At 57.3% G+C, this 11,679-nt stretch carries 13 protein-coding genes and 2 pseudogenes; 6 read left to right on the forward strand and 9 right to left on the reverse strand.

Features of this window, described 5'->3' with window-relative positions; translation table 11 throughout:
• Positions 1-59: 59 nt before the first annotated feature.
• Positions 60-1,160: an ADP-ribosylarginine hydrolase Tri1 gene (gene tri1 / locus ACF8EA_RS01140; RefSeq protein ID WP_392520976.1), complete on the forward strand. Its 1,101-nt coding sequence runs from the start codon at positions 60-62 to the stop codon at positions 1,158-1,160.
• A 115-nt stretch (positions 1,161-1,275) separates the two neighbouring features.
• Here tri1 and ACF8EA_RS01145 read toward each other — a convergent pair whose 3' ends face one another.
• The 3 genes from ACF8EA_RS01145 to ACF8EA_RS01155 form a co-directional block, all read right to left on the reverse strand.
• Positions 1,276-1,587: a hypothetical protein gene (locus tag ACF8EA_RS01145; RefSeq protein WP_103444326.1), complete on the reverse strand. Its 312-nt coding sequence runs from the start codon at positions 1,585-1,587 to the stop codon at positions 1,276-1,278.
• A gap of 130 nt (positions 1,588-1,717) precedes the next feature.
• Entirely contained in the window at positions 1,718-2,227 is a 510-nt protein-coding gene (locus ACF8EA_RS01150; RefSeq protein WP_021785691.1) for a hypothetical protein, read from the reverse strand.
• A 50-nt stretch (positions 2,228-2,277) separates the two neighbouring features.
• Positions 2,278-3,303 carry a hypothetical protein gene (locus tag ACF8EA_RS01155; RefSeq protein WP_103444327.1) on the reverse strand — a complete coding sequence of 342 codons (1,026 nt, stop codon included), beginning with the start codon at positions 3,301-3,303 and terminating at the stop codon, positions 2,278-2,280.
• Between the two features lie 291 nt (positions 3,304-3,594).
• On the opposite strand from ACF8EA_RS01155, the gene ACF8EA_RS01160 reads away from it, so the two are divergent.
• Complete coding sequence (locus tag ACF8EA_RS01160; RefSeq protein ID WP_275967359.1) at positions 3,595-4,293, forward strand: hypothetical protein; 699 nt, start codon at positions 3,595-3,597, stop codon at positions 4,291-4,293.
• A 33-nt stretch (positions 4,294-4,326) separates the two neighbouring features.
• The gene (locus ACF8EA_RS01165) at positions 4,327-4,530 is read left to right on the forward strand and encodes a contractile injection system protein, VgrG/Pvc8 family (RefSeq protein WP_346015711.1); all 204 of its coding nucleotides are present in this window, start codon (positions 4,327-4,329) and stop codon (positions 4,528-4,530) included.
• On the opposite strand, the gene ACF8EA_RS01170 is transcribed toward ACF8EA_RS01165, so the two are convergent.
• The 6 genes and pseudogenes from ACF8EA_RS01170 to ACF8EA_RS01195 all read right to left on the reverse strand — a co-directional run bounded on the left by ACF8EA_RS01170 (position 4,461) and on the right by ACF8EA_RS01195 (position 8,006).
• The gene (locus tag ACF8EA_RS01170; protein ID WP_323601223.1) at positions 4,461-4,658 is read right to left on the reverse strand and encodes a polymorphic toxin type 46 domain-containing protein; all 198 of its coding nucleotides are present in this window, start codon (positions 4,656-4,658) and stop codon (positions 4,461-4,463) included. The two genes, ACF8EA_RS01165 and ACF8EA_RS01170, sit on opposite strands and share 70 nt — an antisense overlap.
• 26 nt (positions 4,659-4,684) lie before the next feature.
• Positions 4,685-4,996, reverse strand: a complete 312-nt coding sequence (locus ACF8EA_RS01175; RefSeq protein WP_103462538.1) for a hypothetical protein — start codon at positions 4,994-4,996, stop codon at positions 4,685-4,687.
• A gap of 472 nt (positions 4,997-5,468) precedes the next feature.
• Positions 5,469-5,819 (reverse strand): annotated as a pseudogene (locus ACF8EA_RS01180) (reverse transcriptase domain-containing protein); the annotation flags it as partial.
• A 30-nt stretch (positions 5,820-5,849) separates the two neighbouring features.
• Positions 5,850-6,166 (reverse strand): annotated as a pseudogene (locus ACF8EA_RS01185) (hypothetical protein).
• A gap of 89 nt (positions 6,167-6,255) precedes the next feature.
• Positions 6,256-6,552: an immunity protein Tsi6 family protein gene (locus tag ACF8EA_RS01190; RefSeq protein WP_003248391.1), complete on the reverse strand. Its 297-nt coding sequence runs from the start codon at positions 6,550-6,552 to the stop codon at positions 6,256-6,258.
• On the reverse strand, positions 6,549-8,006 hold the full coding sequence (locus ACF8EA_RS01195; protein WP_392520977.1) for a polymorphic toxin type 46 domain-containing protein: 1,458 nt from the start codon (positions 8,004-8,006) through the stop codon (positions 6,549-6,551). The genes ACF8EA_RS01190 and ACF8EA_RS01195 overlap by 4 nt, the downstream gene beginning before the upstream one ends.
• Positions 8,007-8,717: 711 nt before the next feature.
• Here ACF8EA_RS01195 and tssI point away from each other — a divergent pair.
• The 3 genes from tssI to ACF8EA_RS01210 are packed head-to-tail and all read left to right on the forward strand — an operon-like array spanning position 8,718 to position 11,677.
• Entirely contained in the window at positions 8,718-10,574 is a 1,857-nt protein-coding gene (gene tssI / locus ACF8EA_RS01200; protein WP_103444332.1) for a type VI secretion system tip protein TssI/VgrG, read from the forward strand.
• 10 nt (positions 10,575-10,584) lie between these two features.
• The gene (locus ACF8EA_RS01205; RefSeq protein WP_103444333.1) at positions 10,585-11,175 is read left to right on the forward strand and encodes a hypothetical protein; all 591 of its coding nucleotides are present in this window, start codon (positions 10,585-10,587) and stop codon (positions 11,173-11,175) included.
• Positions 11,176-11,209: 34 nt separating this feature from the next.
• Positions 11,210-11,677: a DcrB-related protein gene (locus tag ACF8EA_RS01210; RefSeq protein ID WP_003248404.1), complete on the forward strand. Its 468-nt coding sequence runs from the start codon at positions 11,210-11,212 to the stop codon at positions 11,675-11,677.
• Positions 11,678-11,679: the final 2 nt, after the last annotated feature.

The following is an 11,679-nucleotide window of genomic DNA, read 5'->3' on the forward strand; positions in this document are numbered from 1 at the left end:
GCGTGCATGTTCCGCAGAATGCTCGCATGGATGAGCGCGAACCACAGCAAGGAATCAGCATGATCGACCTGAGAAGCCCAGATGCAGTCCTGAGCGAGTACGCCCAGCGTTACGCCGAACTGCAACCCGAATGGTCGCCGCAGTTGCAGCAGCGCATGAGCTACACGCTGGAACCCGGCGCCCCCAGGCTGCCCCGTATCAAGCCCGGCTGGCTGAGCGACAGGCCCTGCACGTTGTCACCGGACCAGGCGCTGGACCGCGCGCAAGGTGCACTGCTGGGGTTGGCGATTGGTGATGCGGTAGGCACGACCCTGGAGTTCCAGCGGCGTGATCAAGGGCATGTCAGCGACATGGTCGGCGGTGGTCCTTTCCGCCTGGCGCCTGGTGAGTGGACCGACGATACCAGCATGGCCCTGTGCCTGGCGGACACCTACGCCAGCCAAGGCAAGTTCGATTTCGCAACCTTCGCCGATGCATTGGTGCGCTGGTACCGGCACGGCGAAAACAGCGTCAATGGCCGCTGCTTCGACATTGGCAATGTCACCCGCCGTGCCCTGGAAGGGTGGGAGGCCCAAGGGCTTGGCTGGATGGGCAATATCGAGGCCTCGACCGCAGGCAATGGTTCGTTGATACGCCTCGCGCCTACGGCTATTTTCAGGCGTCATTCGCTCTCGGCAAGCTGGTGGGAGAGCGTCACCCAAAGCAGCGTGACCCATGGCGCCGTCGAGGTTCAGGATTGCTGCAAGCTGTTCGCTGCCCAGTTGCACCTGGCGCTCAATGGCGCAGACAAGGTCGAGGCGTTGGCACCCAAGGTGCGGCCGCTGCAGCCGAGACCCACGATCATCAATGCGGGGGAGTACAAGCACAAATCCCGCGAACACATTCGCTCGTCGGGGTATGTGGTCGATACCTTGGAAGCCGCGCTTTGGGCTGTCTGGAATACCAACAATTTCAGGGATGCGATCCTGCTGGCTGTCAACCTTGCCGATGATGCCGACAGTGTCGCTGCAACGGCAGGGCAGATTGCGGGGGCGCTCTACGGGGTATCGGGCATGCCGTCGGAGTGGGTGGCCAAGGTGGCCTGGTCGCAGCATATTCGTAGGTTGGCGAGCCGGCTGTTCGAGCTGGCGCCGCCGCGCGATGAGCTCGATATCCCGTAGAGCGGATTGCGTGGGCAGGCCGTGTTTCGCTGCAAGGTAAGATCGATTGCCATCTGCACCACATCCCTTGCACGCCGCCCTCGTGATGAAAACCATAAGGGTGCAATGTCAGGTTCTATTCGTGCGTGTTACTTCTGGCTTTAAATTTTTTAAATGAACTCCATTCTTGTCCCTTGATTAACGCCATATAGAATTTGGCAAAAGCCTCGCTAAGCTCATGATCGTCTCGTAGGTTTGTTTCAGGTAGATAGCGATAACAAGGGATGTCTCGCGCCTCTAAAGGTGTGTGGATGTCACCGTTCTCAGATTTCAGCAGAAGGTCGCGAAGTAGGCTGAGCATGGTCATGGCGTCAGGATTCTGGTCCTTGAGAATCTCAAGCTTTTCGCGAAGCGCTCTGGCTGTAATTTTCAGTGTGTCTTTGTCCATTTAATGCCTGAGTGTGCGTAGACCGGAGGGGCGCCGCTGTACGCCCCGTTTCCAGGTCGCTGCGGCTTATCAACTGTTACCTTTTCGGTTTTCCGCCGTACTCACTTTGAGCCTGGCCAAGGTAGGCAACTTACCGCCCGTCGACCTGGACGCAAACGTCCTTGCCGTCGATAACCTTGCATGGCCAGTTGTCGTTGATGTAGTGATCCGGCTTGAAGCACACCCGGTCATCATTGACCCAGAACAACTGCCAGGCAGAACCCGATATCAGCAGCTTCGAGCAGGGCGTGTAACCCCTGGCCAGCAAAGCCCCCGTAGTCAGAACCATCACTGCAGGTACTACATAGATCAGTGTTTTAATCGATATCCCGAACATCAACGTCTGGAAGCGGTGCAGCCAGGATGCAGGGGGCGGGTCGAATTTCTTGCCGGTCCAGGCGCAGATCGCACTGCCAACGAGCAGGATGGCGAGTGCCGGTGGGGCCATGAGCAGGCCGAACGCGAGGTACGGTGTCTCCACAACCGGGGCGCCGCGTAGCAACCTGCCGTACAGCGGGAACAGGTAGTTGGTATAGGCATAAAGCGAGACGGCCCCTACCAGCAGCAATACGATAAACATGCCGACGGCCAGCAGCCTCATCTTGAGGGGGGAAAGCCCGGGTGAAATTTGTGAGGAGCGTGTATTCATTCTCAGAACTTAGGCAGGTTGAACGTTGGGAGCGATGGCAATGAGGGCATCGATGGCAGCCTGGGGGCGTCTGGCCATGCAGGCAAGTCTATCCCGTCGGGGCGCAGCTTACGGATGACCCACGACTTGGCCTCATCGTAAAGCTCGTCGGCAATCCTGCCTGCGATGTTGGCGGCGGTTTCCTCAGCGTAGCGACGCAGGTCGTCCGGCTTGATCTCGGTGATTGTCTTGTGAATGGCCTCGATATGATCCACGGCATAGCGTAAACCCGCCTTAACGGCATTCTTGATGCCGAAGTGATTGTCGAGTGCGTTCAATCCAAGGCCTACGGCAAATACCACGAGCGCCCCGGCAATGACTGGTGCGGCGGCTGCAGTGAACAGGGCGCCAGCAGCCAGGGCCGCGGCGTATCCGAGTGCCGAGGCGATACCGGCCTTGATCAGTTCCACGCCAACGCCGCCAAACAGGTCGCTCATGACGTGCTCGTCGGCAAATATCCATTCTGCGACTTCAATGGCCACCGCCACGTAGCACGAAAGCTTGAATCCTTTGATGGACGATCCGCGCACTCCATACTTGCCGATGCCCATGCTGACGAGCTTGGCATTCTGGATGCCATAGCGTGGCGCGTTGAGTGTCTTGCGCAGGCCAGGGTAGCCGGTGAGAACGACGTACTGCTTACCATTGCGCACTGTGTAGCGTACTTTTGTGCCCAACCCGTTCATGTCGCGAATGAAACTGGCGGTGTTTTTCGCGTCCCAGGCGGCCATGGCCGCGGGCACACCCCAGGTGGTATTGACGAAGGTATGAGGCAGGCCGTTGTAGGTGGATTTCACGCCGTGCCAGGTGCCGGTCAGCATATCGCCCTGTGTGCGCGTACAGACTTGCGGCGATTGCGTGGCGCCATGTGCCTGCTGAGCAAACTGGGCCTGTGCGTGAAAATCCTCAATGGACATGATCACCATTTCCCGGTGATTCTGGTCCATCTCCCGGTCGAGCTGGCTGAGTTGGCTTTCGCTCACGCTCATGGCGATTCTCCCTGATATTCGCGATCTACTGCCTCATGGCTAGGCGTAGGGAGCCTACACTCCAGACCTCCAGCAGCTCAAACCGGATGACATATTCCGATGTAATTAATCAAGAAATTGTCTACTGATACACAGGCCCATGATCCACCTGTTGCACGCGGCTTTTGTCCTCGTGGTGAGGCAATCTGGCTTATTGCCATCATTTGACAGTTCCCGGCCAAGCGCGTTTTCATTGTGAGATTTCCAGCTTGATGCAGGATGCATTTACCTGACCGGGAAAGATTGAATTAAATGTTTACGACCGAACGGTTTTTTGCGCGAATTTGGGCCTTCTGGTTTTTGACGCTTATGATTTCAGTGTTGACACTTGGGGTGGCGCCGAAAATTGTTTTTGTGCCCATGGCTGTAGCGTCTTTTGTTACATTTTGCTGGTGCGTGAAATGCGCCTATCGTTCGGAAAGATTTGCTGATTTTGCGTCCTTACGTCTCTGTTTCAGCTTGACTGCCGTGCCGCTTTTTGCCTTTGTTCTGTCAATGGCGATAACGTACAAACAAGCAAAAATGGGAGGCGTAGCGGCGCTTGCGATCAGCGCCGTGCCGCTCATTCTTACTGCGTTGGCTTTCGCATTGGCCTATGGGCATCGAAGCAAGGCGAGTTCATTTCTGTTACGCGGTGAGCGGGTAGAAGTATTCGAACCCGAGCAGGCCAATTCGTGGGTTGTGGGCGGGCTTGGTGCAGGGTTGAGTAGTCTGCTGTATCCGACGATAAAGAACTATAATAGTTCTATGGCCGTGGTGCTGTGTGTGATGGTTTTCATTTCGCTGTATTTGGTCTTCTATAATCGCACCAATATCGCTTCGTTAAGGGCGTTAAAAGAACGCGAGCGTCGTGAGGCGCGTCAATACACATTTCTTGAGATCGAATATGTGCGTGCGTTACGTGACGCTTCATGGTTGGCTCGGGTTTTTGCACTCAAGAGCCGAAAATAAGCGATATTAGACGCCAGTTATCCAGGAAGTGTGATGTTGACTTGCCGTCTCGACTCGCGAATCTTCCAGGGTAAGACGGTACAAGACCTAGTTGGCGAGGTATTTGCAAGTTTCGGCAGCTTGGCAAAGTGCGAGTTCCGCCTGAACAAATCGTTGAAACTTTATAGCTACTGCAATCCGGAAAGATCGCCGTTCGTACCTTTGACTATAGTCAGTCGCGCAATTTCTTTCCGGTGATCATGCAGAGGCTCAATGAGCAGGGGGATGTAATCGGCAGACTTATAGCCCTGTGACTTGAAGAAATTGGCAGCAGTATCCTGGTTGCCTCGTATATTGGTGTCCTGCCAAGTTGCCCGTTCGAGCAAGCTTCTTGTATGTGCTCCATCTTTTTCTAATCGTGATTTTTATTTTTGGCTTGGAATTTCTTAAAGGAACTCCACTCCTCTCCATCAATCAATGCCATGTAAAATTCTGCAAATAACTGACTGAGATTACGATCGTCCTGTAAGTTGGTTTCCGGTAAGTAGCGGTAACCAGGTATGTCTCTAGCCTCCATGGGGGCATGAATTTTTCCATTTTCAGCTTTTAATAAGAGGCCGCGTAGGGTGTTGAGCATCAGCTTCGCATCGGAATTTTGATCTTCGAGAGCCTCAAGTTTTTCACGAAGCGCTGCAGCGGTAGCCTTCAGTGTGTGCGTGTTCATTGTCTATCCTAGTTATCAATAGTGCCTATGACTTTGGTGGCCGACCACTCATTACGGTTAGGGGTAAGATATTGAAGTGCGCCACCCGCCCTGTCAATGTTACCTCCAGATTCGGCGGTAGTCGCAGTTTGCGGCACGTAGCTTTTGCAGATATAGCCCACCATCAGGGCTGTCGAGATACTCATTAATCTGTTTGTTGCTAAGACCTCGGGTGCAAAAGTCTCTGCATATTTTAGTTGTTGATCGTGCGCTACAAAGTCAGGGTCCTGTTTCGCATGAAGTTCTCGCAAGCGCTTCGGCTCGACCTGGCTGATGGGAGATGGTCCTTTAAGGAAACTCCGAACAAGTTGCTCATCAGTCGGAAATGGGCGGCTTTGGGATGCCGAAAAGCCCGATTTTCAGTCGCTGATTATTGGATAATCAAGGCAAAGCCTTGGTATCTGGACTCACGGGCGCACCTCTCCCCGCACTCGCGCACTGCCCGCCGCATCCGCTTCAACGCCTGCGCACTGACTCCCGGAAGGAAGCTGGTAGAAAGCTTGTTCTGCTGGCCGATTGCCTTCCTGGGTCTAAAAGTGAAACCAAGGAAGGTAAAGCTCACATGCGGATACCCTGCGCGTCGATTGCTGTCCTTGCAGTACACGATTTTCGACTTCTCGGGATGCATCGTGAGGCCACAAATCGCTAGACGTGAAGCGATTGAACGCATCACGTGTTCTGCTTGCCTCTGGCTACGACAATGCACTACCGCATCATCGGCATACCGGGCAAAAGGACAGTTTGGGCTATTTCGTTGCATCCATGCGTCAAAGGCGTAATGAACTCATGAAAAGATGGCAAGGCTGCCCGCCCATCATCCCTGGGAGGGTTTCTCCCCCATGCGCGCCTTGAGCTTGTGCAGGGTAGGGGCTCGCCCCCGGACAGCTCGATACGAAACTCGGCGAAGGCGTGCTCGAGATCGGCATACTGCTGCAGCCCTTCTTCGGTGAACAGATAGCTTCCGGGGATGTCACGCCATTCCATCGGGGTGCGGATCCGCTGCTGCTTTGCCGCGTTCAACAAGAGCGTCAGCTCTACACTCAACTTCATGGCGGCCGGGTCGTGTGACTTCAGCCGGTTAATGATGACACGCAGCGCTATCGATTTTTGCCGGAGTGCGTAAATGTCCATCGTGGCTCAGTCTGCTGGGTGTAGGGTTTATAGCTTTCGTCAGTGACTGCGCCCGATGTTCAGTGGCTGGCCTGATCGAACTTCGGCAATCAATCGGGCAGTTGAATTTTGAGGCCACGAGCCGACTGGATGGCTACGTAATAGGCGTCTTTCAGTGCTCTGGCCAACTCGGGGTCATTTTCTTCGAATTCTTTCGAGGCAATGGCACCGATACTGAGTTGGTGGAGTTTCGATTTATCTTGCTCACGCCCTTCGAACACGGCTTTCACATAGTCAAGTTGGTTTAGTAGCATCCCATAAATGGGGTAAGCGGGACAGGCCTTGTTCCGCTGCGCGGTGATGTCGATAGCCTTCTGTACATAGCCGAGGGGGGTTGTGGGTTTCATAATGCACCTGGTGTTATCAGTTTGAAGAGCTCGCGTTGGCCAGAGGTCATCTGCCGAGCACCGCCAATGGCGTTATAGGGTTGGGAAGGAACGGACCAGGTATCCAGTACCGGTGCCGAGGTACTCCTCAGCAGCGTGACCTTCTCAGTGCTCTGATAGACGTTCACGATCTTGGGCACGATGGTTTCCGTTTTGTAGATCTGGCCAAGCGGGTTGATCCCCAGTTGCCCTGGCACCACGTCAGGGGTAGGAGAGTACCACATGCCTTGCCGGCCGCCGGGCACCTGGAATTGCCAAAGTGTCTTGCCCCGGTTGATTGTTTCCGTGAAGACTGGTTGAGTGAAGTCCAAGCCGTTCATGTAGCCTTCGTAGTCGGCAGGCTTATAGCCCTGTGACTTGAAGAAGTTTACAGCAGTTTCCTGGTTGCCTCGTATGTTGATGTCCTGTGCCAAGTTACCCGTTCGAGCAAACTTCTTGTTCAGGTACTCCCTACGGGAAACTTCCGTTAAGCCTGGCTTATCCGGTGCCTGAGCAATGGGTGGTCGATCGGGTAGTGGTCGCAATGGCTCCGGTTGCGCTTGTGCACGAGAGATCGGTGTGGCCTCTTTGGGCTGCAACTCCGGCTGCGCCAACAGTTTCTGCTCATTCTTCGCCAACCAGGCCGCCAGCTGTTTGTTGGAGATCTCGGCTTGCAGCCGAGCGCTCCGGGCGGCAATGCTTTCCATGCTGCTCATGACGCCGGCCTTCATCTGCCCCCGAGTAAGGTAGGTGACGATGGCTGTCAGTAACAGCAGCACCAACTGCTCCTGCCCGCGAGCAAGCTGGCGTGCAGCGCGCTCGACACGCTCCTGGGCCTGCGCCGCGGAACCGCCGCTCGGGTCCAGGCCAGCGGGCTTGAGGCCATCCTCGGCGAACCAGGCCGTGGCCATGCCTTGCTGAAGGGTCGACAGGCAGGCCGGCAGCCCCTGATAAAAATACTCGGCGATGGCGGACAGCCCCAGGCCCATGAGGATCAGGTTGCCGACCTGCAGGCCAATGCCGGCGCCGGCCACCGCGCCCGGCGCCGCGCCGACGCCAAAGGCGAACGCCCCGGACACGCCACCGGCGAGCGAGCCAACCGCCACACTGCCACCGAGGATCATCGACACCTCTTTGACCAGTTGCAGCAGCACCGGCAGGATTTGCTCGATACCTATCGAGGACCACTTGCGCTTGAGGTTGTCCTGAATGATCGGGTAGGACAGGGCCATGGCCTGGCGCACGTTGTCGATACGCTGGCCACCGAGGTAGCCATAGGCCTGGTTGGCGCCATTGCTCACTCGCCGGCTGAAACCGTCCCAGGCCTCATGGGCGCTGTTCAGGCCGCTGTCGACGCTCTGGTTGAGCTCGCTGAATTTCTGCTCGAGATTGCGTTCGATGTCTCCCCAACTGGGGATGTTGGCTAAAAGATCCATTTTCGCTTCACTGTCCATGGAAGTGGCGGCGCTCGGCGGCGAGCGCAGCATGTCGCGTTAGACCTCAGGATGGGGGCGAAGTCCGGCGGAGAGCCCATTGTTCTCATGACAGGCGTGCGCGGCAATGATGGCAATTGAGCATCGCTGCACGGCTTTGTGGCTGACCGCATCCCGCAAGTGCCATTACGGCCGCGTTCGCGATGGCCATTTGGCGGAATTGGCCAGTGGCAAAAAATTTGAACCAATCCACGTTATGAACATTTTTCTCCGCCAGTGGAGTTGATGCGTCAGGTAGCGAGACAGTTCAAGTGGGAGCTGTCAGGCATGGGCGCTGATCGACACCTCAAGAACCTTCTGCGACGGGCCGTTCGGCGATTGCCGGGGGCGCTTCCGGGCGCCAGTGGGGAGGATGAATGATGGCGATATGACATTGCCTTGCAGGGCGGTATTGCCCGGTTTTCCTAGGCCTGTAATGAGTTGACAGGGCAGCTTTTGCCGGTGTTTCCTTTGGGCCTTTCTGCCTGCCTGGCATTCGGGAATGTGAACCCTGTCGCATTTATTTCAATGCATGATGGCACTTTCCTCTGTGCAGGCAGTCGCATGATTCCGCAAGCACGCGCGTTATGCGCGCATGCAGAATACGCCCGCAAGATCAGGGTTGCAGCTGAGCATCGCAAGCGCGTGCTGGCCGTGTTTTCAAGGAGATTTCGCATGATCATGGACTTGGCCTCCGCGCTGCTGTCGCCACAGAACCGCCGCCTGTTCAAGTTTCACAACCTGGCCAACCCCGAGCAGGAGCTGCTGCTGGAAACCTTCAAGGGCACTGAAGCCCTGTCGCGGGCGTTCAACTACGAACTGCTGCTGGTCTGCGAAGACTCCGGCGTGCCGCTCAAATCCATGATGGGCCAGCACGTCAGCATCGAGATCGAACTGGCCGAAGGCGGCCCGCGGTACATAACCGGCTACCTCACACGCTTTGCCAGCATCGGCAGCGACGGCGGCATGGCGCGCTATACCGCTACCCTCAACCCGTGGTTCTCGATGCTGAAGAACCGCTTCGACACGCGGATCTTCCAGGGCAACACGGTCGAGGAAGTGGTCACCGAAGTGTTCGCGCTGTGCCCGGCGTTTTCCCGCCACGAGTTTCGCCTGACCCGGCCACAGAAGCGCTACACCTACATTACCCAGTACCGCGAAACCGACTTCAACTTCGTCCAGCGCCTGCTGGAGGAAGAGGGGATGTTCTACTACTTCGAGCACACCGCCGAAGGCCACACCATGATCATCTGCGATGACTCCAGCACGCTGGTGGCCATCCCCGAGCAACCGCAAATCCGCTTCCACAGCGCCTCGGTCACCGAGACCGCCGACTCCATCACCCAGTGGAGCGGCAACCGTCAACTGCAATCCGGCAAGATGGCCACGCAAACCTTTGACTACCGCCAACCGAACAACCGCCTGCCGGTGGCGCTGAACAGCGTGAACAAGCAGGGCGATGTCGAGAACTTCGAGATCTACGACTTCCCCGGCCAGTACACCCACGGTACCTATGACGAAGGCGAAACCCTGCTGCGCCTGCGCATTGAGGCGCTGGAGCTGCGCGGCAAAAAGTTTGAAGGTGCCAGTAACTGCCGGGCCATGAAGCCAGGCTATACCTTCGAGCTGCTGCAGCACTACATCCACGACCAAGGCCCGGTAGAAGACCGCCAGTTCCTGCTGATGAGCGTGGAAAGCGAAGGCCACAACAACTACCTTACCGGCCAGCAGGCCAGCTATTTCAACACCTTCAGTTGCGTGCGCAAGAAGATCCCGTTCCGCCCGCAGCTGAGTACGCCCAAACCGACCATTGCCGGCCCGCAGACCGCGATCATCGTCGGCCCACCGGGTGAGGAGATCTTCACCGACGAACTGGGCCGGGTGAAAATCCAGTTCCACTGGGACCGCAATGGCAAGTACAACGACCACAGCTCGTGCTGGGTACGTGTCGCCCAGTCCGGCGCCAGCGGTGGCTTCGGCAGCATCCAGATCCCACGCGTAGGCGACGAGGTGGTGGTGGTGTTCCTTGACGGCAACCCGGACCGGCCGCTGATCATGGGCAGCCTGTACAACAGCACCAACACCCCGCCATGGTCGCTGCCGGCGAACAAGACTCAGAGTGGGTTCCTGACGCGGTCGATGAAGGGCGACGGCGGCACTGCCAACTTCTTCCGCTTCGAGGACAAGGCCGGCGCCGAGCAGATCATCATGCATGCCGAGCGCAACATGGATACCGAGATCGAGCTGGATGAGACCCACGATGTGGGGAACAACCGCTCGATTACTGTTGGCGGTACGCACACCGAAACGGTCAAGAAAGACACCGTGGTGCAGGTGACCGAAGGTTCCTACACCCTGCAAGTCGACAACCAGTTCATCCAGGTGGCCGCCAAGCAGCACATCATCCTGCAGGTGGGCGACAGCAGCATCACGCTGACCCCGGAAGGCATCGAGATCAAAGGCAAGGTCATCGTGACCACCAGTACCGACACCACCCAGATCACCGGCGCCGCAGTGCGAATCAACGACTGAGGCAAGGTTCATGTACAAGCCCTCGATCTACGACCGCATCTCTGCCAGGCGCGAAGCGCAAGAGGAGTCTGCGCGGCTGGCCAGTCTGGCGGAAGCGGCTCATGTGCCCGAGCCTGTGTCCGAGCTGGAACCGGAACCGGTGCCAGCCGTGTTGCAGGATGTAGCCAGCGCTTTCACCTTCGCAGGGTTCTCCTTGCAGTTTCCGCTCGGCTTTCGTTTTCGCGACATCCAGACCACCCTCGAGCATGAAGGCGAGCCGGTCAGCCTCAGCATCCGCCGTCGTGATGTGCGCGCCAGGCAGCCGCTGGAGCAACTGTTCCAGAGCGCAGTCGAGGCTTTGCGCGAATTGAACCCGCAACTGCGTGTGATTCGCCAACGTGATTGCCTCCTGGCTGGGAACCCGGCCAAGGTCGTGGACTTTCACTTCAATGCCGGCCACGAGCCTCGGCACGGTCGCCTGGTCGGCGCACTGGTGCCCATCGCCGGCAGCGATTCGCTGCAATGGCTGGATATCTCCAGCGTGATCGACCCCAGCAAGCCCGGCCTGAGCCAGTGGCTGGCCGAGTTCGACCGCATGCTCGATGGCTTCGCGCAGGGCTGACCCCGATTTTTTCGCTATCAGGAATTTTCATCGCATGGATTACGAATTACAGGAAGGCGGCATTGCGCTGCCGGCAGGTTTCGAGGACCGCACGGTCAACATGTTCGTCCTGGGTGCCAGTGTTCCAGCACCCTTGAGCATCACCATCTCGCGTGACACCTTGCTGCCGGACGAAGCGCTGCAGGCCTATGTCGATCGCCAGGTCAAGCTGCTAACCTCCAAGCTGCGCGGCTACACCCGCATGGGCAACAAGGCCGTCACGCTCTCGGTTACCGCACCCATTGCCGGTATCCAGATCGACGCCTATTACATGAACCAGGGCCGCCCGCTGTACCAGCGCCAGGCCGCCTTCATCATCAGCCCCGGGCGTGCCCTGATCTTCTCCACCACTGCACAGGCCGACTTCAGTGCCCAGCAGAACCAGGACTGGGACAATCTGTTGGCCAGCTTCACCCCGCGTGCCCCGTCCGAAACCAGCGCCGAGTCCGGCGAACAGGAGTAATC

This window comes from Pseudomonas sp. YQ_5, from assembly GCF_043103305.1.
GTDB classification, from domain to species: domain Bacteria; phylum Pseudomonadota; class Gammaproteobacteria; order Pseudomonadales; family Pseudomonadaceae; genus Aquipseudomonas; species Aquipseudomonas putida_Y.